The following is a 21416-nucleotide window of genomic DNA, read 5'->3' as shown; positions in this document are numbered from 1 at the left end:
CAGCTCGATGCTATTATCGTTGGGCGTTACCGTCGGCCCGCGCTATCCGCTGCAAGTCCGCACTTCGCTACGCTGCGTTTACGTGCTTTCCGCTGCTATCGCTAACGCGAGTTTGCGCGGTATGATTGGCTAAATAAAAAGATTAGTTTCGTACCTGCGGCACGAAGTAGGACTGCTTAATGAAAAGCTACAAAGCGGTAGTCCCTATCGGGACATTGGTATTAAAGATTTAGCATTAAACTCTCCAGTTTAGCATCTGCCCCGGCGGGGCAAACGCTTTGTACAAGCGCACACTAACAATCGCACTCGGCGCTATAGGTGCCACACCAAAGGATTAAACCTCTGTTAATTTCTGCTCTATCTCATCATAAATAACTTTATAACCATCAATCAGCCCTAAACGATAATTCAAAATGATGTCCGTCATCGCTGCATCATGCTCCGGGGTAAAAGGACTGGGCCAAACACGCATGCAAATACGCTTAAGTGCATAGGTAACCTGGGGCAGGTTTACATAGGTATGCAAGTAACGGCTTCGTTTAAATTCGGCGTAAAACTTTAAAAAAGTCGTAGTATCTGTAAGCCCGGCAAAAGATAAAAACGCTGCAATTACGGCCTCATCGCAGCTATCTAGGTGGTTATAAAACGCATCTACGTTTACCTCCCCGGTCGTGATGAGTAAGTTATCTAAAATCAGCTCGATAGCTATATGGCCCAAAAAGAAAGGCTTCACCGGCGACCCTGTTATCGCCGAAGCCAACTCGAGCTTTAACTGATGTGAATGGGTAAGGAAAAAATCGGCCGAATGAAAGTACTTATCTACCAGCAAATGCTTATTCCAACCTTTTATTATAGCATTAACACGGGCGTCGGGATGAACTAATTTTTCCGGGTGAAGGATGATATTTTTATCGGCATTTTTTAAAAGATCGGGCAATACCGTACCTAATGTAAAGTAGCAGTTGGCAGTGTTTCGATCAAAGTAATAATGCGACAAAAAATTCATGGGCAATAAATTTGCGCAAAGCGCATTTTGAACAAAATAGCAAAATTTTGGCAATATATTGGCTTCTAATCTCAACCAAGGCGCCGCCAAGCCCATTTATTGGCCCGAAAACTAAGTGCCATTACCCTTAAAATAATTATTATTTTATCTTTGCCAGCCTCGATAACTGTCGGGCGATGAAACATATATACTGATGAATTTTGTAGAGGAACTACGCTGGAGAGGCATGCTGCATGACATTATGCCCGGTACCGAAGAATTATTAAATAAGGGAATGGCATCGGGCTATATCGGCTTCGACCCTACTGCCGACTCGCTGCATGTGGGCCACCTAACCCAAATCATGACGCTGATCCATTTTCAGCGTGCGGGTCATAAGCCTTATGCTTTGGTTGGTGGTGCTACAGGTATGGTTGGCGATCCTTCGGGTAAATCGGCCGAGCGTAACCTGCTTTCTGAAGATGTGTTGCAGCATAACCTCGAATCGGTAAAAACCCAGTTGCAGAAGTTTCTTGACTTTAATACTGGGGCCAACAGTGCCCAAATGGTCAACAACTACGATTGGTTCAAAAACTTCACTTTCCTGGATTTTATACGCGATGTAGGTAAACACATCACCGTTAACTACATGATGGCTAAAGACTCGGTAAAGAAACGTCTTGAAGGCGATACTGGAATGTCTTTCACCGAGTTTACATACCAGTTGGTACAGGGATATGATTTTTACTACTTGTGGAAAAACAACAACTGTGTACTGCAAATGGGCGGCAGCGACCAATGGGGTAACATTGTTACCGGTACCGAGTTTATCCGCCGTAAAGATGGCGGCGAAGCCTTTGCTCTAACTACGCAGCTTATTAAAAAAGCCGATGGTACCAAGTTTGGTAAAACAGAAAGCGGCGCCGTATGGTTAGACCCTGCCCGCACCACCCCATACCAATTTTACCAGTTTTGGCTAAACACAACCGATGTTGATGCTAAAGCATACATCCGCATATTTACTTTGTTTGAACGCGATGTTATTGAGGCATTGGAAGCTGAGCATGAAGTAGCACCGCATACCCGCACCCTGCAAAAAGCGTTGGCAAAAGATATTACTATCCGCGTGCACAGCGAGGCCGATTATGAAAAAGCGATTAAATCATCGGAGTTTTTATTTGGCAGTACCGGCATCGAGTTTTTAAATGAGTTGAATGATGAGGAAGTGTTGGGCCTGTTTGGCGGTGTACCAAACTTCACTGTTAGCAAAAGCGAATTGGCAGATGGCATTACTGCCGCCGATTTATTAGCCGGAAAAACAGCGGTGTTCCCATCAAAAACAGAAGCTAAAAAAACGATACAAGGTGGCGGGGTATCAATTAATCGCAACAAAATTGGCACTGCCGATGACGTTTATAATACATCGCATCTTATTAATAGCAAGTTTCTTGTGGCACAAAAGGGCAAGAAGAATTATTTTTTAATAATTGCCGAATAATTTGCTAATACGACAATTTGTATTTATTTTTGGATAAATGTCGTACAAAATAAAACATACCGCAAAAAACGAGGTTAATGAGCCTATGGCAATTTATATTACTCAGGCTTCATCAACCCCGTTTTTTGGTTTATTGGGCGGTACCAAAACTGCAAAATCATCTTCAGATTTTGATATCATCAAACTGGCGAGGCAGGGTTTTCCGAAAAAAACATTACTGGCTTTAGCTAAAAAGATATCCTTAAACATCCAGGAATTATCTAGTATTCTACATATTTCTGAGCGCACGCTTCAACGCTATGAGGATGATGCCATCATCAAAACCGAGTATGCCGAAAAGGCCGTTGAGCTTGCACGCCTTTACACCCGTGGCGAAGAAGTATTTGGTTCAATGGATAAATTTAAAACCTGGGTTAAAACACCTGCACACATTTTTAACGGCGAGGCGCCCGTTACCATTCTTGATACATCGGCCGGGTTTGATATGGTTTTTAAAGAGCTTGGCCGCATAGAGCACGGTATTTTTGCTTAATGATACTTTACCGTATTGCCAACTGTAATTACATAACCGACCTTACCGGAACCGGCGCGCGCCTTTACGGCGGCCGCTGGAACAGCGAAGGTAAATCAATGGTTTATACAGCATCTTCCCGCTCATTGGCGGTACTGGAAGTTTTGGTACACCTGCCCCCGCTTATGGTACCAAACAATTTTTGCGTTGCCGAAATTGAGGTACCCGATAACAGCATCCTAACCCTTAACGCCAATACACTACCTGTGAACTGGCAGGATGCCCTACCCCCTGCGGAGTTAAAACAAATAGGCAACCAGTTTATACAGGAAACAAAATACCTGATGATGAAGGTACCATCGGCCGTAGTACCGCAAGAATATAATTACCTGCTAAACCCATGGCACCCCGACATTAAAAAAGCCGTTATCATCAAAACTTCGCCGTTTAGTTTTGATGATCGTCTTTTATGACATGATATGTTTGTGTATTAAAACTAAATAATTAGTTTTACTTGCAAACATCCTATCAAATGAAAAACATCTTATTTACTGTTTCGGCTTGTTGTGCTTTCCTAACAGTATTTGCCCAAAAGCCCGAACCAGCTATTGGACGGGCCACTTATGAATTTATCCATATACGCGACACGACCAAAAGTGATAAACCATTTAAGGAAACAATGAGTTTGCTGGTTGGCCGCAATGCAAGTGTTTACAAAAGCCTTAGTAAACAGCAGGAACAGGAAGCCTTGGATAAACAAATAGATGGCCAGGTTAAAAGTGCAGTCGATCCAAATAAACTTAGCCTAACTATCACCGGAGGCGGTGTGCATAGCGATGAAGAGTACTACCAGTTTATAAACGACAAAAAACTTTTCATAGAAGATCAGGTGGTTAATTACTACCTAACAGAAGAAGCCTTACCTGTTATTAAATGGCATATACAAAAAGACACCATGAGCTTTGGCGCATTGCACGCACAAAAGGCCACAACTCATTTTAAAGGTCGCGATTATGAAGCCTGGTTTTGCAGCGAGCTACCCTTCCGCACCGGCCCCTGGCAATTAAATGGATTGCCGGGCTTGATATTACAAGCTATGGACAGCAAGAAAGAAGTGATGTTCAATTTTAAAGGCTTTGAGGATGTGAGCGATAAAGCGATAGATATAACCCTGCCTAAAGACGATATAAAAACCACCGTGAAAGATCTGGCACATTTGAAAGAAATAAGAATTAAAGACCCTCAAGGTTTTGCAAAAGCAACCCAGGGAAGCGGCCAGCAACGTATGCGCAGTGGTAACAAACCTTTTGGCGATATTGACCCAAGCCGTATTGCGTCTATTAACGTGAATAAATCAACAAACACAAACTCGGCCGTCATCAATAATCCTATTGAGTTGCGGGAACAAAAAGAAAACTAAATAAATTTAGTACTATGTATTGCATTATACCTTGCAATGGCTATATTTATTCAACAAATTGCAAGTCATGGAAAATATTAGTGCAAAAATTAAGGGATTTATGGTAGTGCTGTTAGCTGTAACAGTTTTAAGGTGCAAACCAGGCCATAGAGTTATTATAAGATCTAATGATGGTAGCCACTATCAAAAAACCGAATACTCGGGCCAGGTAGTTTTTACGGCTGATAAAAAAGGAATAGAGCATATCTCAGACGGTGGCTACCTATTGTTTGAGCGGGATGATGAAAAATTTGAGGCACATCCCGAACAAAACGGCACATCAAATACAGTTTCAACGGAGATGAAGTGGATGAATTAACAGCAAGTCAGCAAGCCTTTGTGCGCGAAGCTGCGGCTATTATCACAAAAGAGCGGGTACCCGTAAATGCTAGCCGAAACTAATATGATTACTGGTTAGCGTTTACGAGGTTGCATGTGTGAATGTATTGCCTGGTAGCTCCGCCCCACCCCTGATGCCCGGGAATTACGATAGCTGCGTTAGGATATTTTTGGCTTAACTTATTGATGGAACTTCCCCATTGTTTAAGATCGGCATCGGCAATATTGCCGATGCTTTGCGTATCAAAGCTTTTTATAAAACAACCGCCAAACAAGATTTTTTGCGCCGGAAACCAAACCACAATATTGTCCGGGGTATGGCCGGCACCCGGATAATAAGTATTAAGCTTTAAGCCATCGATCGTGAAAGTACTATCCTGCTCAAAAGTAGATTGTGCACGTTTGTTGCCGTTGTTGACCGACAATTGGTCTGTTAATTTGCTGGTATAAGTTTTAATACCTTCGGCTCTTAACACATCAAGCCCGGCAACACGGTCGTCATGGAAGTGAGTAGCAATGCAAAGCGCTACAGGCTTTTCAAAATGATCTTTTAGCCACTCTAAAAGTTGCTGTGTCTGATCTTCATCCCAAGGGGTGTCAATCAACACAATACTTTTAGCAGTGACTGCAACCAGGCTGTTTGATGGGAAGGGCGTTTTGCCATCGGGCATTCCGTATGATGTGCAGATATAAAATTCCTTCTCAAGCGGTGTGATCTTGATCTTAAAATCTTTGTTAGTCTGCCCAAAGGCTGTATCCGCAAGAAATAGGAATATTACTATAATCAGCCACTTCATCTTTTAAATCTTGTTATTTACTATATGCTCGTTAGCATTTCCAATGTAACCTTGTCCAAACCAGTTACCACAACATCAGCCAGGGCAAGTGTATCTGCCGAACCTATACCTACGGTTTTCATCCCGCCAGCTATAGCTGCCTCAATACCAGCCATAGCGTCTTCAAATACGATGCATTGAGACGGTCTTGCGTTTAATGCCTCGGCACCTTTAATAAATACTTCAGGGTCCGGTTTAGGCTTGTTAACGCTATTCCCGTCAATAACGGCGTCAAACAAGGGCGTAAGTTCTAATTTATTTAATATTGTGAGTGTGTTTTTACTGGCCGAGCCTATCGCAGTTTTTATGGCTGCCGCCCTGCAGCTTTCAACAAACTCCCGCGCGCCGGGCAGTATTTCTGCTGGTGTCATTTTGTTGATCATCTCCGTGTACCACTCGTTTTTTTGTGTAGCCATCGCCAACTTTTCCTCTTCAGTTTTTCCGTTGATGCCGCCCCATCCCAATATTAACTCGAGCGACGCCATACGGCTCACACCTTTTAGTTGCTCGTTTTGGTGTTCGGTAAAATCGAAGCCAAGGGTATTGGCCAGTCGCTTCCAGGCCTTGTAGTGATAAACTGCGGTATCTACAATAACGCCATCAAGGTCGAATATGCAGGCTTGTATGTTTTCCATTGTTCTAAAGCTATGCTTTGGCTTGTCAATAATCGTTATAAATAATTATTAACATTATTTGGATTAATTATAAATAGACGTACATTTGTAATGCAAGATGATTACGACAACTTTAGCAGACACTAAACAAACCACCTGGGCAGAAGTTTTTAGCACAACGCAAGGTGCTATCTTCCAAAGCGATGAAGATCGTTGCTGGTATGTGAACTTTGCTGGTAAGCTTGCCAAGTTTGATTACCGTTGCCTGCTTAAACTAAAAAAGGCAGTTTACAATGTTAATATTGAAGAAAAACTTTTAAGCAGCGCTAAAGACCCCGACCTTGAAATAATTTTCATCTGCGCTTGCGACCATACCTACATCCTCAGCATTCTACAAATCATTGCGCTAAAGGAGATTCTGGAAGGCACTTTTGTAATGCTCCAACTTAACAGCATCATTCACGATAAACTTTATCGTGCTGCGTTCTAATAATTTAGACTGAATTCATATTGCTTTTATTTTCGTTATTGCTGATGTTATAGCAATACTTTTGTTGTGTTATACCAATTCGGCACGTTTGTTGCCTTTGTTTACACATCAAAAATATTAATAACATGAAAGACCTGATGCGCGTACGCAGCCTGATTTCTAACGAAGTTGAGGCTCTTTTAAATCAGCAAGTAAAAAAAGAAGCTTTGTCTTCTTCAATATATTTAGCAATGGCCTCATGGTGCAACCGTAACGGCTTCGATTATTCATCTGAGTACTTCTTTAAACAAGCCGAGGAAGAAAGACACCACCAATTAAAATTTTATAAATACATCCTGGATATGGGTGGTAACGCCATCTCTCCGGAAGTTACCGGCATTAAACAGGAGTACAACTCTTTCCGCGAAGTATTTGAAGATGCGCTTGACCAAGAGATCAGCGTAACACAATCAATCAAAAAAATCTATGCGCTTTGCCTGCAGGAGCAGGACTACGTAACCAATGAGTTTTTAAACTGGTTCCTGAAAGAGCAACGTGAAGAGGAATACAAAGCACGCCGTGCGCTTGAACTGTTTGAAGTTATTGGTGAAGAAGGTACCGGTCAATGGGAAATTGACAAGCACGTTGGTAAAATTAAATACGATAGCGAAGCCTAATCGTCACTTAAAAGAAGTTTTAAAACTTCCTTTTCACTATATTCTTTAAGCCAGGTATTACCCGGCGAAAATGTACAGACCGGTGCCCAATCGCACCGGTCTGTGCATTCTATACGTATCACTTCAATAGCTTTGTCGGAGTGTTTGGCAAATTTCTCTGCGCGTTTATACATGTCCTTACCCCCGCGCTTTGCGCACTTGCTGCCGGTACAGACAAACAAAACCTTCTCCGGTACAAAAAATTTTCCCATTGCTTGAATATCTTAGTGCTTAACTAAACTTTCAAATATCTGTTTTATTTCAAATAGAGTTGATAAATAAGTTTATTATTCTATCGTAAATAAACCATAGTCTGCACTTTATTCCCGCGATTAATAAACCAGCTCATTTATTTTCCCGGCCTTAAATATTTTCCGAAGTTAGCGCCATGTTTAAAAGAACGCTGATTGTCCTGCTCATTGTTATCATATCCATCACGGCATGCAACAAAAAGGAGAATTTGTACCGCGTTGTAAAAGTGAAGGACGGCGATACGCTTGAGCTTTTAAGCCCCGACAATGTACCCGTTACCGTGCGCCTTGCCGAGATTGACTGCCCGGAAAAAAGCCAAGCCTTCGGCCAAAAAGCAAAACAGTTTACAGCCGACCTATGCTTTGGTAAAATGGTGAGCCTGGTTGTAAACAACCGCGACCGCTACGGCCGCACTGTTGGGCAGGTGCTTTTAGAGGATGGCACTAACGTTAATTACGAGATAGTAAAGAATGGTTATGCATGGCAGTACCAAGCCTATTCAAAAAATCCTGAGCTGTCATTGTTACAAGAGCACGCCCGCCAAAGCAGGCTTGGCCTTTGGCAGGATAGCAACCCTACCCCGCCCTGGGATTTCCGTAAAGGCGAAAAGCAATTTAGGCAAGGCAAAACAGGCGCGGCCAAAAAAAGCAAGCGAACCAAACGAACCTACCGCAAACGCAAACAAAGGCAGGCAGATACGGTTGTGTTTTAGCTGCGCGATATTTAAATTGCTGCATCATAATAACCTTTAATGAAAATTTTTAAGGCATTTATTTCGCTTGCATTTACGGGTGTGCTTATTTGGGCACTGCAAACAAAATTTGGCGATTTACCTCCGCTTGGCGCCTTTTTAAACCCGGCCACTGGGTTTTGGCAAAACGCAGAAAGCAAAAACATTGATACTGAGAATAAGCTAAAAATGAAGGGGCTGCAGGCCGAAGTTACCATACACTATGATGAAAACATGGTGCCGCACATTTTTGCTCAAAATGATCACGACCTGTATTTTGCACAGGGCTTTGTAACTGCAAAAGAGCGCCTGTGGCAAATGGATATTCAAACGCGCAGTGCAGCAGGCAGGCTGGCCGAAGTAGTTGGGCCTAAAGCCCTTGCTATCGACCGCTATCACAGGCGAATGGGTATGGCCTACGGGGCCGAGCATACCTTGCAGGGTATCATGAAAGACCCGGTAATGAGCAAGGTGATAAACGCATACACGGAGGGCATAAATGCATACATCAAACAGCTTAGCGTACGCAACAGGCCAATAGAGTTTAAATTGCTGGATTATGCCCCCAAAGAATGGAAGCCCATCAATTGCGCTTACCTGCTTAAGCTGATGTCGGAAACCTTAGCGGGTGGATCAAACGAGCTGGGTATGACCAATGCGCTTAACCGCTTTGGGGCGCAGGTTACAAATGACCTTTTCCCGGACTATCCTTTGCACGAGTCGCCGATAATACCGGCGGGCACCAAATGGGATTTTAAACCGCTACCTATACCCAAACCATCAGCAAGCTTTAAAGCGCAAATGGATGGCACGCTTAAGGATAATGAAAAGATTGAAGGTATTGGCAGCAATAACTGGGCGTTAGCAGGTGCAAAAACCAAAAGCGGCTATCCTATTTTGGCGAACGACCCGCACCTGAACCTTACCTTTCCGTCTATATGGTTCCAGGTGCAATTAAGTGCGCCCGGCGTAAATGTTTACGGTGCATCGTTACCTGGTGCCCCTTGCGTTGTTATTGGCTATAACCAAAAAGTGGCCTGGGGCGTTACCAATGTTGATGCCGACGTGCTGGATTGGTACCAGATAAAATTTAAAGACAATAGCAAAAATGAGTATTGGTACAACAAACAATGGAACAAGATAAACCGCCGCGTTGAGGTAATAAAAGTTAAAGGGCAGCCAGATGTTATTGACACCGTGCTATACACACGCCATGGCCCGGTTGTTTACGATAACTTGCGCGATACGGCCAACAAGCGCGAAAACATACCTATCGGCGATGCATTGCGCTGGGTGGCACATGATGAGTCGGACGAGTTTAAAACCTTTTACCTGCTTAACCGGGCCAAAAATTACGACGACTATCGCAAGGCACTAACTTATTATACGGCCCCGGCGCAAAATTTTGTATTCGCATCGGCTGATAATGATATAGCCATAACGGCCAATGGCAAAATCCCATTGAAGTTTAAGGACCAAGGCAAGTTTATAATGGACGGTGCCGATACAGCCAACAACTGGCAGGGCTGGATACCTTACAGCCAAAACCCAACGGTTAAAAATCCACCACGCGGCTTTGTAAGTTCGGCAAATCAATCATCAACAGATCAAACTTATCCATACTACATTAACTGGCAGTTTGCTGGGTATGAGCGTGGCAAGCGTATTAATGACCGTCTTTCTGCTATGAAAAATGCTACGCCCGATAGCATAAGGCTATTGCAGATGGACGATTACAGCATACGCGCGCAGGATATTCTGCCTGCTATGCTGCGCTATCTGGATGCCAGCAAACTTGATGAAACGCAGTTGGCTGCACTAAAGGAGCTTAAGCAATGGGATAAGCACTTTTCTGTAAACTCGGTAGGTGCAAGCATTTTTTGGAACTGGTGGGACAAGTTTTATCGTTTTACCTGGATGGATGATTTCGACAATCAAAAGATGTATATGTACCGCCCGTCCATGGACCGTACCGAAGCATTACTATTGAATGAGCCTAATTCCCGTTGGTTTGATAACAAACGAAGCCCCGGCAAAGAAGTTGCCGCCGACATACTCAATCTCGCCTTTGCTGCAACGGTAGATGAATTGCAGCGCGATTATGGAAAGCCGGGGCCGTCATGGGCATGGGGCAAAGTAAAAAAGTTTGAGGTTAAGCATTTGGGTAACGTTCCAGGTTGGGGATCAGGAAATTTTGAAAGCGACGGCACCGGCTCAACCGTAAACGCGCTTACTGATGGGCATGGCCCGTCATGGCGAATGGTGGTGCAACTTGGGCCAAATGTAAAAGGCTATGGCATAATTCCCGGCGGGCAATCGGGCAACCCGGGAAGTTTTTATTATGACAACATGCTTAAAACCTGGCAGGCCGGCAAACTTAACGAACTATTGTTCATGCAATCGGCCACGCAAAAATCATCACGTATTAAAACCACTTTAACCTTAAGCAAATAAAGCTATGCTTTTCTCACTCATACTGTTACTTACTTTTATCAGCGGCTATATCCTGCCATGGTGGGTAGCCTGCATTTTGGCGTTCGGCGCTGCCCTGATCTTGGGTCGCGAATCGTCGCAGGCATTTTGGTCGGGGTTTGCGGGCATTGCGCTTGGCTGGATAGCTTTGGCATTGCTCAAAAGCTTCCCTAATGACCACTTGCTCGCCATGCGGGTTGCCAAAACATTTCATTTGCCGCACTGGCTGATATTGTTAGCCATAACGGCAATTATTGGTGGTATAGTTGGTGGCATGTCTTCGCTTTCCGGGTTAATGGTTAAGCGGATATTTGAAAAGAAACAAGCCGTCTGAACTCGAAGTAAAAGAATTAAAGAATTTCTCGAATATACAGACAGGTATCTAATAAAAAAGTCCCGGCCATTTCTGACCGGGACTTTCCATTTTGCTATTGTATTTACTTACAAACTGTTTAAAGTAGCTTTTAATTCTACAACGGCTGGAGTTGTATTTTTCGAGCTCTCGAAGATCTGGGCTGATGTTGTATTTTTACCGTAAAACTCGGCGTTGGCACTTTTATTTATCGCCAGGTTTGAGCCGTTTATGCTGATACCGGCAAACAAACCTTTACTGCGCGAGTAAGAATAAACCTCGGCCTCAAGCTTGTAATCAGTACTTGCTGATGAGCTGCGACCAACCGGACCAGCAGCTGCAGATACATCGCCGCCAATGGTGAAGTCGCCATTTTTAACTTTTGTTAGTACGCCCTTGTTACGAAAAACCAATACCATCTCAACAGATTGAACGCCAATCTGGAAACCAATGCTGCCCCCCCGTCAGGGTAACAAATACAGGGTCGCTCCACTTGCCATTGGCCAATTTTACCATGGCAATACCGTGCCCGCGTTTACCGCCAATGCCAAAACCGGCATTTATAAGTTTGGGGATGATCACAATACCCTCATACTGCTCAATCAGGTCATGGGGTATGCTCTCTTTCATTTCGCTAAACTCTTTAAGCACCTTGGTAGCGCTCACAATTTTTTCGGGTCCTTTATCATCTGCAGGGGTTGTAGAGGCTAAAACAACAAATGCCGATAGCAATAAAGGCAATGTTAAAAATTTAAGGAATTTCATTTTATGTAGATTTTTACTGTTGCTGGAATTAACGCCTCATGATTTAAAATGTTTCGGGCAAATGCAATGTCTTTACAGGCAAATGGCACAAAGCCGCTGGGTTGTGTAATTGATCGGTGGCTTGCATTGCATCATCTTTGCTATCTTTGCAACGTATGGTTAAGCCCGGTAAAGAACAGGTATTCGCAATTAAAACACAGCAGCAGTTTAATGATGCCGCTTTGCAGATCTTTAAATTTCAGGCGGAGCATAATGCTGTGTATAAAACCTTTATTGATGGCTTAGGGGTCGATGTTACTGCTGTTAACCAGGTAGCTGATATACCCTTTATGCCGGTTGAGTTTTTTAAAGCGCATAACATTGTTAGCACAACCGATGCTGACGAGGTGATATTTACCAGCTCGGGTACAACGGGCATGATAACCAGCCGCCACCATGTAACAGATGTTGATTGGTATGTGCAAAGTTTCCGCCGCGCGTTTGATCTTTTCTATGGAGATATCCGTAACTATACGGTGCTTGCGCTTTTACCGGCCTATATGGAACGTGAAGGCTCTTCTCTTATCTACATGGCGCAGGATATGATCAATGAATCGGAAAACGCGGCAAGTGGTTTTTACCTTTACAATCATGATGATCTTTACCAAACATTGCTTGCACAAAAAGCGCTTGGTAAACCTACCCTGCTCATAGGTGTTACCTTTGCCCTGCTTGACTTTACGGATAATTACCAAATTAATTTTCCTGAATTGATTGTGATGGAAACCGGCGGTATGAAAGGCCGACGAAAAGAAATGATCCGCGAAGAATTGCACCAGATACTGTGCAAAGGCTTTGGGGTAGATGCCATACACTCCGAATACGGCATGACGGAGCTACTATCTCAAGCTTATTCAAAGGGCCATGGCATATTCAATTGCCCGCCCTGGATGCGCATTATAACCCGCGATCCTAACGACCCGCTCAGTTTAAACCCGACAGGAAAAACGGGCGGGATAAACATCATCGATCTGGCCAATATCAATTCATGCTCGTTTATTGCCACACAGGATTTAGGCAAGGTCTATAATGACGGCTCCTTTGAAATAGCAGGCCGTTTCGACAACTCCGATATACGCGGATGCAATTTGCTCATCGCATAAAAAATTTATTATTACGGGTAAAATGCTATATTTAGGGAACTATTGTGTTGCCCTTAATTTTAACCCTAAGCCCTAAATTTAAACGTATAATATTATTGTTTGCGTTAACGGTTTGCGCCGTACTTAAAAGCTATTCCCAATCTTTTTATGTTGCTACAAGCTATGGCTCGCTTAATAAAGTAACCATAACAAATAACATTTTAACTTCCGTTCCGGTTGGCGGCTGCAGTATGGGTGGATTTTTTTCTATCGCGGTACGGGGCAACCAGCTTTATTACTTTGGAACCACAGGGTCGCTGTACAGTGCGGATATTGTTGACGGGCCTTCGCCATATTTAACAAATTGCAAATTTATTACAGCTGATTTTTCCAGTAACTCACTTACAGTCGATAAAAACGGCATCCTGTACTACGCTTCCTCTCTTGAACTGTACTCCTATAACCCGGCAACGAACACCAAGCTTTTTTTGGGCGAGATGCCATACAGCCCTTCCGGCGATTTGGCATTTTATAAAGATGAATTATACATGGCCTCATACCCGGGCATTGTTAAAGTTTCGTTAAACTACCCCGAGAGCAGTTCTATAGATTACCCCACCTATAACGCAGGATATGGTTTAACTACAGTCAAGATCAACGGATCTTCAAAACTATATACATTTACCGGCAACTCAACCAACTACTCGTTAACCGATGTTTATGAGCTTGATATGGAAAACAAAACGCCGCCTAAATTAATTGGCCAGCTTCCATACTCAGTTTTTGATGCGGGCAGTGCAGATGAGGTGGGTAACATCTCTGTAATACAGTTAGGCGATATAAAAATAGAGCAAAAGTGCGATGCGTTTAACAAAGCGCGGGTAACGGTACAAACGCCTGCACACACCGCAAACTATACTTATGAGCTTAACGGCAGCCAAACCAATACTACAGGTATTTTTGATAACTTATCGCCGGGCAATTACCAGGTTGTAGTCCGGTCCGATGGGAATGAGAGCCCAAATGGAAAAACATTTGTAGTGCCTAGTTTCAGTGTGCCCGGGTTAAATGTTACAGCCAATATAGTTAGCGCAGCATGCGGAACAACAGGCAGTATTAAATTGGATGCCGGTACATTTAATTCCAGTTATAAGATCCAGTTTGAGGGCAAGTTGTATGGCTTCGATCATACTTTCGAAAATTTAATTGCAGGCGATTATCAATTAACCATCATTAAGCCGGATGGGTGTATTGCCTATAAAAAAATATATGTTGTTGACCAGCAACCTTGCCCGCCGATTATAATTAACAGCGTAGACGTTTCGCCACAATGCGATGCCTTCAAAATGTCGACGGTTAAAATAAACACCGCACCCTCGCCGGAAGTTTATACCTATACGCTCGCCGGTCAAACAAATACTACCGGCTTATTTAGCAATGTGGAACCCGGCTTTTACCAGCTTTTTGTTATATCGGCAAGCGGTCAGCAGGTAGGGCGGTCGGTAACGGTGAAAGATCCTGTGTATGGCATACCCCCATATCATGTTACTAAAACCGATGTGCTTTGCAACGCGAAAGGTAGCATAAAGTTCAGTCTATCGGGTGCAAGTAACGGCTACAAGATAAAGTATGATGGCACCACTTATGATTTAGGTCAAGAATTTACCGCACTATCAACGGGCACCTATCACTTTACCATTTTAACTGCCGAAGGTTGTATTGCAGATGAGCTTGACTATGTGATAGCCGAAGCAAGCTGCCCTTTTATAGCCATCGAGAAAATTGAAACTGCTGCCGAGTGCGACGTTTTTAAAACGGCGAGCGTTAAAGTTTATACCGCAGTACATCCCGACGTCTATTTTTACACGCTGAATAACGTAACTAATCAAACGGGAGAATTCAGATATATTTCGCCAGGAGTATACAAGCTGGTAATTACATCATCAGGCGGAGACCGTAAAGAGCAGGATGTAACTGTGCCCGATTTTACAATCACAAAGCCCGCAATTAATGTTACCATCAAACACCCTGTTTGTGACCTTCCGGGAGAAGTACAGCTTGAGTTTCCGGGCACAAGCAACACATATATAATAAGGTTCAACGGGCAGGCTTTTGATCAGTCGCGCGCCTTCACTAATTTAAAAGCAGGTACCCATCATTTTACTATACTTAATGCTGCCGGTTGTATTGTTGATGAACGAGATTTCATACTGATACAGCAAACCTGCCCGCCCATTACCGTAACTCAAATCAAAACCGATGCGGAATGTGACGCCTTTGGCCTGGCAAGTGTAACCGTGCTTACTGCCTCGCATCCCGATACCTATACTTACAAGCTTGCCGGGGCAACTAATACATCAGGCGTTTTTAATAACCTTTTGCCTGGAAATTATATGCTTACCATTACATCATCTGGTGGTGATTATAAAGAGCAAACCGTTACAGTCCCCGACTTTAAGGTATTAAACAAACCAGGGCTTACTGTACAAATACAAAACCCTGTTTGTACGCTTGCCGGTAACGTTACTTTTGTTGAGTCGGGCAATTTAAGGGGCGCGACTCAAATAGCGCATAACGGCAACTTTTACAATGTGGGGCAAAAAATTGGCAACCTTGGTGTTGGCAATAACCAATTTAAAGTACTGAATGCAACCGGATGCGTGCTCGATGAGATAAATATTGTGCTTAAGCAGGAGGATTGTATAGACGTATCCTTCCCTAACACCTTTACGCCTAACGGCGACGGCGTGAACGACATATTCAGGCCCAACCAGGATAGCAATCCGGTAAATTATCGCCTAACTATATTTGACCGGAACGGGCAGCAGCTTTTTACCACTACCGACCTACGCCGCGGTTGGGACGGTACCAACGGCAATGTACAATACGGCGCAGGCGTATATTATTGGATGGTTAAGTATATTATGCCTGACGGCTCGCCCGCGTTAGGTAAAGGCTGGGTAACATTAGTTAGGTAAGTACCGCCCTTTTCGCAATTAAAATAACTGGCATAAAATTTATTACTTTTGACACGACCGAAATTTTAAATACCATGATGGATAAATTTTTGCGCGACGAACAAGACCCAAAAGCTATTGAAAAAGTTTACAGCCGCCTGGTTGACCTTTTAACAAGCGGCGAAGAAATACTTTATATTGCTGTACAGAAAAAGCCTATTGTGAACCTATTTCCGGATTGCATAGCCATTACCAATAAACGCATCCTGTTTTTTACCCCGGCCAACCTGGGCCTTTCTATAAAGTTTGTTGACTTTGTTTGGAAGGACATTGTTGACGTGGTAATGAAAGAAGAAATAATTGGCGCGGTGTTCAGCGTAAAAACCACCAACGGCGCCGAGATGGGGGTTGATTACCTGCCTAAGGTACAGGCCCGTAAGCTTTACCAATACGCACAAGAGCGCAAGGAAGCCGAGCGCGAGGCCCGCCGCCAGCGCGAACTGGAAGAAAAACGTGCCGAATCGGGATCGGTGCAGATTGATCACCCTGCACAGTTAGCTTTCCAGCCATCGGCTCCTTTGATTCAGCAACCTGTGGCGGCTGCACCCGTGCCGCCAGCACCTGCTCCGGCACCAGTTGTTGCAGAGGAACCTAAAAAGGATGAGCTCACCGAGAAATTAAAGCGCCTTAAAACTTTGTTCGAAAGCGGTTTGATTTCGCAGGAAGAGTACAATCAAAAGAAACTTGAGTTACTAAGCGATTTTTAGCCGGCCTGATGGGATTGGCTAAGCTTCCCGTAGTGCCAATCCATTACGATATAAATAACAAACCCCGCGCCTGTCATGACCAAGCCGGGGTTTGTTGTTTGTTGCTGAAGCTTGCTATTTGCTTTTATTACGCAGCAGAATAATGGGCTCGCGCATATCCCAGTCGGGCTTGTAACCTTTTTGGTTGATAAGTTTATCGCCAAAAACAGAGAAGTTGCCAAGCACTACATCCTGGTCGCCGTCGCCGTCAACATCGGCAACCTCCATGGCTATCCAGCGCCCGTATTTGTTAAGGGGTAACTCATGCGGCTTAAATTTGCCCGGGGCTGTTTGCTCCATTAATATAAATCCTTCCGTTGGGTGATACTTAAAATCGGCAAAGAACGCTATCGTGGCAATGTCAAGGTCGCCATCACCGTCAAAATCGGCAGCCATTGCTTTGGATGCGCCGTTGATGTGATAAAAGTAAGTTTGCTTGAAAGACAGGTCATCCTGATTGATAAATATATACAGCCCGTGATAAGGCTTTAACACACTCGAGTAATCATTATTATCGCCGCAGGTGTAAATAATATCCTTTTTACCGTCATTATTAATATCAGCCAATTGAAAGCTATTAGATCCGTACACCGGCGGGAAGCGAAGTAAATTACGGGTTTCAAATCCACCTTTTTTATTATTTAGGAAAACCCAAATACCCTCATCTGCCTGGGCAAACAGGCACATAATATCCGGCCAGCCATCGTTATTAAAATCGCCAACCTCTACCTGTATTGCGCCGGGCACTGCACGTATAACCTGTTTTTTAAAGCTGCCATCCGGTTGTTGCATTACGGCAAACAAACCGCCTTTGGTATTCCCAAAGCCGCAGGTAACATAATCAGCCAGGCCATCTTTGTTAAAGTCACCTGTCGCGGTTTGTACGGGCCTTGGTAAACTATCAAAAACCTGTCGCGGCTTTGAGCTCTTACCATTCAAAACCAATTCCTGCATCAATCCCTTCAACTCATCGTTTGGCGGCAGTATGCCAATGCAGGTAAGCATAAATACATTTTCACCCGCTGCATTTTTATAAAAGTTTGCCGCAGTTACAGCCGATGGCATGGTAGCAACCAATTCCGACTTAAGCTTATTATCCCAGCTCAACAGGTTGTTAGCCATATCTGCGGAGTACAAGCGCTTATTTAAGGGATTAAATTTGATAAGCGTAGTCATGGCAGGTGAGCCATTCTTATCAACCTTTGCCGGTTGCTCAACGGCAAACATAGCCCAATCCTTAACAGAATTTGGCTTAGGCAAAGCCAAGGTATCAGGCGCCTCAATTTTGTAAAACTCTACAATTTTGTTATAGTCATCAACAGACAGTAATGACGATCTATCGGCATATAGCATACCCATTTCGTTTTGCAAGCCAAGTTGCCGCGCCATGGCTGGCAGTACACCTTTTTGCCAGGTAGTTTTGTCGAGCAAGGCCGGACTTGGGTATTGATGACAGCTTTTACAGTATTTTTGCGATAGCTCGCGCCCTTCGTCAATGCGCTCTTCGGCCAGTCGCGTGGCTTTATCCTTACAACCCTGCAGGCTGACTAAGCTAAACGCTGTTACCGCCGTAATACCTATAGCTAAACTTATACTCCTTACAATCCGTGTGCTCAAAGTTTCCCGCTCCATCTATTACGCTTAGTGGTTGTTTTGCAACACAATAAAAGGCATATGCTCATCCCATGCAGGTTCAAAGTTGGGCTGGAACAGAAAACCGCTTGCATAGTTGCCTAATATAATATCGGGCTTGCCGTCTTTATTTACATCGTTTACATCAAGTGTCATCCAGCGGCCGTATTGGCTCACGGGTATGGCATGCGGAGTAAATTTCATAGCAGCATTTTGCTCGAAGTAAATAAACTCCTCAGCCGGCTTATTTTTCATATCTGCAAAGAAGGCAATGCTGGCAATGTCAATGTCGCCATCACGGTCAAAATCGGCAGCAATAGCTTTGGTACAACCATTTATAGGATAAAACCAACTCTGCTTAAAGTCGAAGTTGCCTGTATTTTTATAGATATACATGCCGTGGTATGGTTTCAGGATGCGCGAATCGCGAAAGTTATAACCACAGGTATAGATCAGATCGGGCTGTCCATCATGGTCGATATCCGTAAGCTGAAAACTTGTTGAACCAGACACCGGCGGGAACCTAAGCAGATCCTTTGCGGTAAAGCCTCCTTTTTTATTATTCAGATACAACGTAAGCGACTCATCGTTTACACCATATAATACCATAATATCCAGCCAGCCATCACTGTTAAAATCGCCGGCTACGGCTTGTACCGCTCCGGGCTTATCAGATACCGTTGCGAACTGCTGTAAAGCGCCCGCGCCGTTGGTTTTAAACACATACACACCACCGTGTAAATGGCCCTGGCCCAGTACAACCAGTTCCGACTTACCGTCTTTATCAAAATCAGCATTCAGGGTTTGTACTGGCCTTGGCAGCTCGGTATATTCATCTTTGGTTTTTATAATGCCGGCGTTACCAGCATAAGCTTTTACAATGCGCCCGTTAGGGAAATCAACATTATCCAGCCTGCCTATGCTCGAAAGCATAAACTGCCCGGCTGCGGCACTGTCGATTCCAAAATTAGCATGCACCGCCGGGGATGGTAACTTGGCAGTACGAACGGGCTTATAATTAACCCATTCGGTAAGGTCGCTGCCCATTACATCGCTTGTATAAATTTTTCCGTTTGCGGGATTAAATGCTGCGAGGGTGGTGAAACTTATTTCGCTAGTCGGCTTTGACTTTTTAAGCTCAAAACCCGCCCAATCGTTCTGCAGCGGAACGGGCGGCTTTGCAGCAGCCAAAGTATCTGGTGCCAGGGTTTTATAGTAATTTACTATACGTTGCCATTCCTGTAAAGAAAGACCAGTGGTGTCGCCCTCTTTCTTGTAATAATCGGCCCCGTAAGTGGCTATGGAAAGATATTTGGCCATTGCAGGTAGCGCATGCATTGTCCATACATCTTTCGTCAAAGCATCTACAGGTACAAGCGAGTGGCATTTGGTGCAATGCATTTGTGCCAGGTTTTTACCGTCGGCAATGGTATCCGTTGTAAGTTTGTAGACTTTGCCTGGCTTATTGCTTTTGCAGCCATCAAGCAAAGTGGCTATAGCAATTAATGATACTGATGATAAAATGCAGCCTGTATATAATAAACGCTTGTTCAATTTCATGGTAACAAAGTGCTTTTGCCGATTAATTTTTCAGCTTTAATGTATTCCAAATAAATTCCCCTATCTGCCTGCCCTGAACGGCGCCCTGGTCTACACTGTTTTTAAAGTGAATGCCGCCATAATAACGACTGATTGATGTTTCGTCAGATGCCTGCATAAATGATTTAAAGTGTCGTTGCAGGCCAATATAGCGTAAGTCGCTGGTATCCTGATATTCAAAATTATCACCAAACAGGTGTGTTAAAATCACAGCCGATGCAGCGCTGATATCACTATGCCCGCTGGGGTATTCAGGAAAAGGCGGTGTTTGCAGCAAAGGCAGCCACTTATCATCAATATGCTCATTGATGATGGTAACAGGCCTAATGTATTCTGTTGTGTATTTCACCTGCCAGCCGCAAATAAAGGCATCATATAACGCAATTGAGGTAAGCGCATAAGCCTGCGCAGTCTTTACGGCATCGGCCTTGGTTTGCTTACATGCAATTGCTGTAATACCTATCCAGTGACCGCCGGGGGTGATTTTCTTATTTACAAACATGGTATGCCCGTTGTGTTGTATCACAAAAGGATTATCATCCCAAAACTTGGCTATTTCCAGTTGCTCTGGTGTTAACTTTTTGCTTTGCTCGTACACATCAACAGCCTGCTTAAAATACTCGCTGTTTTTATCGTCGCTGTAGGGTGGCGGTGGCGGCAATGGAAAATCTGTAGATGACTTAACTACGAATGTTTGTTGTGTGCCCCAGCAAAACTCCACACCGTCAAGATAATCGGGTGCAGTTGGGCGCCATTTGCCGTTATCATTGCTTCCCAAAAACCGGGGCTTACCGCGCGTTTTGGCATAATTATCTGCACCGGCGCGTGCAAGTACAGCTTTACCAACCTGCTCGCCAAAAGCCATTGAGCGGGCAAAGGTGCTGTCGTCAAGATTGGCCTGGTACGTGTTAAAAATTTTAGCCTCATACTTTTTAAGCGTATCTACAGAAAACGTAACCTTATGGGCAACTGTAAAAAAAGCCTTTGTTGCAGCCAATGTAAAATTGTACTGCTTGCCTTTTTGCGGCTCGGGCATGGTTTTAAAACCATGTAATTGCCCGGCAATCGAATTATATTGTTTATCCTGAAAACGCACTGCTTCATAAGCGGCCAATGAAGTGTACCCATAAATACGGCTTGCCACGGGCGGGCTAAAGGCATCATAAATAATTACCTGCGTTAGCGCATCAACATTTTGGTGCAGTACATCGGCATCTGCAATCATTTTAATTTTTGGCTTAGTGCTGCATTTAAAAAGCAATAAGCAAAAAACGGCCATAGCTGCAAGCTTTAGGTATCTCAT

The 21416-nt window shown here is 43.9% G+C and carries 22 protein-coding genes; 13 read left to right on the top strand and 9 right to left on the bottom strand.

Annotated elements, in window-relative coordinates; all coding sequences use genetic code 11:
• Positions 1-334 precede the first annotated feature (334 nt).
• Positions 335-1006: a hypothetical protein gene (locus tag FPZ43_RS16395; protein WP_146383014.1), complete on the bottom strand. Its 672-nt coding sequence runs from the start codon at positions 1004-1006 to the stop codon at positions 335-337.
• Between the two features lie 193 nt (positions 1007-1199).
• On the opposite strand from FPZ43_RS16395, the gene tyrS reads away from it, so the two are divergent.
• From tyrS to FPZ43_RS16370, 5 genes are all read left to right on the top strand, one after another.
• A complete protein-coding gene (tyrS, locus tag FPZ43_RS16390; protein WP_146383013.1) occupies positions 1200-2483 on the top strand; it encodes a tyrosine--tRNA ligase in 1284 nt (427 codons plus the stop codon).
• An 85-nt stretch (positions 2484-2568) separates the two neighbouring features.
• Positions 2569-3015, top strand: a complete 447-nt coding sequence (parS, locus tag FPZ43_RS16385) for a type II RES/Xre toxin-antitoxin system antitoxin (RefSeq protein ID WP_261381111.1) — start codon at positions 2569-2571, stop codon at positions 3013-3015.
• Positions 3015-3467: an RES family NAD+ phosphorylase gene (locus tag FPZ43_RS16380; protein WP_146383011.1), complete on the top strand. Its 453-nt coding sequence runs from the start codon at positions 3015-3017 to the stop codon at positions 3465-3467. The genes parS and FPZ43_RS16380 overlap by 1 nt, the downstream gene beginning before the upstream one ends.
• A gap of 59 nt (positions 3468-3526) precedes the next feature.
• A complete protein-coding gene (locus FPZ43_RS16375; protein ID WP_146383010.1) occupies positions 3527-4414 on the top strand; it encodes a GLPGLI family protein in 888 nt (295 codons plus the stop codon).
• Between the two features lie 67 nt (positions 4415-4481).
• Positions 4482-4772, top strand: a complete 291-nt coding sequence (locus FPZ43_RS16370; protein ID WP_146383009.1) for a hypothetical protein — start codon at positions 4482-4484, stop codon at positions 4770-4772.
• Positions 4773-4860: 88 nt separating this feature from the next.
• Here the strand turns inward: FPZ43_RS16370 and bla are convergent, their stop codons facing one another.
• Both bla and pgmB read right to left on the bottom strand, forming a co-directional pair.
• Positions 4861-5589 carry a subclass B1 metallo-beta-lactamase gene (bla, locus tag FPZ43_RS16365; RefSeq protein ID WP_146383008.1) on the bottom strand — a complete coding sequence of 243 codons (729 nt, stop codon included), beginning with the start codon at positions 5587-5589 and terminating at the stop codon, positions 4861-4863.
• A 20-nt stretch (positions 5590-5609) separates the two neighbouring features.
• Positions 5610-6263 carry a beta-phosphoglucomutase gene (pgmB, locus tag FPZ43_RS16360; protein ID WP_146383007.1) on the bottom strand — a complete coding sequence of 218 codons (654 nt, stop codon included), beginning with the start codon at positions 6261-6263 and terminating at the stop codon, positions 5610-5612.
• A 97-nt stretch (positions 6264-6360) separates the two neighbouring features.
• Between pgmB and FPZ43_RS16355 the strand changes: the two genes are divergently transcribed.
• A complete protein-coding gene (locus tag FPZ43_RS16355) occupies positions 6361-6732 on the top strand; it encodes a hypothetical protein (RefSeq protein ID WP_146383006.1) in 372 nt (123 codons plus the stop codon).
• A 125-nt stretch (positions 6733-6857) separates the two neighbouring features.
• On the top strand, positions 6858-7388 hold the full coding sequence (locus tag FPZ43_RS16350) for a ferritin (RefSeq protein ID WP_146383005.1): 531 nt from the start codon (positions 6858-6860) through the stop codon (positions 7386-7388).
• Here FPZ43_RS16350 and FPZ43_RS16345 read toward each other — a convergent pair.
• Positions 7385-7639: a (2Fe-2S) ferredoxin domain-containing protein gene (locus tag FPZ43_RS16345; RefSeq protein ID WP_146383004.1), complete on the bottom strand. Its 255-nt coding sequence runs from the start codon at positions 7637-7639 to the stop codon at positions 7385-7387. The two genes, FPZ43_RS16350 and FPZ43_RS16345, sit on opposite strands and share 4 nt — an antisense overlap.
• Positions 7640-7815: 176 nt before the next feature.
• Here FPZ43_RS16345 and FPZ43_RS16340 point away from each other — a divergent pair, with 176 nt between their 5' ends.
• The 3 genes from FPZ43_RS16340 to FPZ43_RS16330 are packed head-to-tail and all read left to right on the top strand — an operon-like array spanning position 7816 to position 11215.
• A complete protein-coding gene (locus tag FPZ43_RS16340; RefSeq protein ID WP_146383003.1) occupies positions 7816-8391 on the top strand; it encodes a thermonuclease family protein in 576 nt (191 codons plus the stop codon).
• 39 nt (positions 8392-8430) lie between these two features.
• Positions 8431-10863: a penicillin acylase family protein gene (locus FPZ43_RS16335; RefSeq protein ID WP_146383002.1), complete on the top strand. Its 2433-nt coding sequence runs from the start codon at positions 8431-8433 to the stop codon at positions 10861-10863.
• 4 nt (positions 10864-10867) lie between these two features.
• Positions 10868-11215 carry a hypothetical protein gene (locus FPZ43_RS16330; RefSeq protein ID WP_146383001.1) on the top strand — a complete coding sequence of 116 codons (348 nt, stop codon included), beginning with the start codon at positions 10868-10870 and terminating at the stop codon, positions 11213-11215.
• Positions 11216-11322: 107 nt separating this feature from the next.
• Here FPZ43_RS16330 and FPZ43_RS19605 read toward each other — a convergent pair whose 3' ends face one another.
• Positions 11323-11652, bottom strand: coding sequence for a lipid-binding SYLF domain-containing protein (locus FPZ43_RS19605; protein ID WP_261381110.1), 330 nt, complete (start codon positions 11650-11652; stop codon positions 11323-11325).
• 1 nt (position 11653) lies between these two features.
• Entirely contained in the window at positions 11654-11998 is a 345-nt protein-coding gene (locus FPZ43_RS19600; protein WP_261381108.1) for a lipid-binding SYLF domain-containing protein, read from the bottom strand.
• A 155-nt stretch (positions 11999-12153) separates the two neighbouring features.
• Between FPZ43_RS19600 and FPZ43_RS16320 the strand changes: the two genes are divergently transcribed.
• The 3 genes from FPZ43_RS16320 (at position 12154) to FPZ43_RS16310 (ending at position 16843) form a co-directional block, all read left to right on the top strand.
• On the top strand, positions 12154-13140 hold the full coding sequence (locus tag FPZ43_RS16320) for a LuxE/PaaK family acyltransferase (RefSeq protein WP_146383075.1): 987 nt from the start codon (positions 12154-12156) through the stop codon (positions 13138-13140).
• A gap of 95 nt (positions 13141-13235) precedes the next feature.
• On the top strand, positions 13236-16097 hold the full coding sequence (locus tag FPZ43_RS16315) for a T9SS type B sorting domain-containing protein (RefSeq protein WP_146383000.1): 2862 nt from the start codon (positions 13236-13238) through the stop codon (positions 16095-16097).
• 74 nt (positions 16098-16171) lie between these two features.
• Positions 16172-16843 carry a PH domain-containing protein gene (locus FPZ43_RS16310; protein ID WP_186461870.1) on the top strand — a complete coding sequence of 224 codons (672 nt, stop codon included), beginning with the start codon at positions 16172-16174 and terminating at the stop codon, positions 16841-16843.
• Between the two features lie 114 nt (positions 16844-16957).
• Here FPZ43_RS16310 and FPZ43_RS16305 read toward each other — a convergent pair whose 3' ends face one another.
• Genes FPZ43_RS16305 through FPZ43_RS16295 form a run of 3 tightly spaced genes read right to left on the bottom strand, consistent with a single transcriptional unit; the run spans position 16958 to position 21416 of the window.
• Positions 16958-18514 (bottom strand): FG-GAP repeat domain-containing protein, encoded by a 1557-nt coding sequence (locus tag FPZ43_RS16305; protein ID WP_146382998.1) that lies wholly within the window; start codon positions 18512-18514, stop codon positions 16958-16960.
• Between the two features lie 9 nt (positions 18515-18523).
• A complete protein-coding gene (locus tag FPZ43_RS16300; protein WP_146382997.1) occupies positions 18524-20074 on the bottom strand; it encodes an FG-GAP repeat domain-containing protein in 1551 nt (516 codons plus the stop codon).
• A 22-nt stretch (positions 20075-20096) separates the two neighbouring features.
• Entirely contained in the window at positions 20097-21416 is a 1320-nt protein-coding gene (locus tag FPZ43_RS16295) for a vanadium-dependent haloperoxidase (RefSeq protein ID WP_146382996.1), read from the bottom strand.

Origin of the sequence: Mucilaginibacter pallidiroseus (genome assembly GCF_007846085.1) — a bacterium.
Taxonomy (GTDB): Bacteria; Bacteroidota; Bacteroidia; order Sphingobacteriales; family Sphingobacteriaceae; genus Mucilaginibacter; species Mucilaginibacter pallidiroseus.
This window is presented reverse-complemented; position numbering and strand designations above follow the sequence as displayed.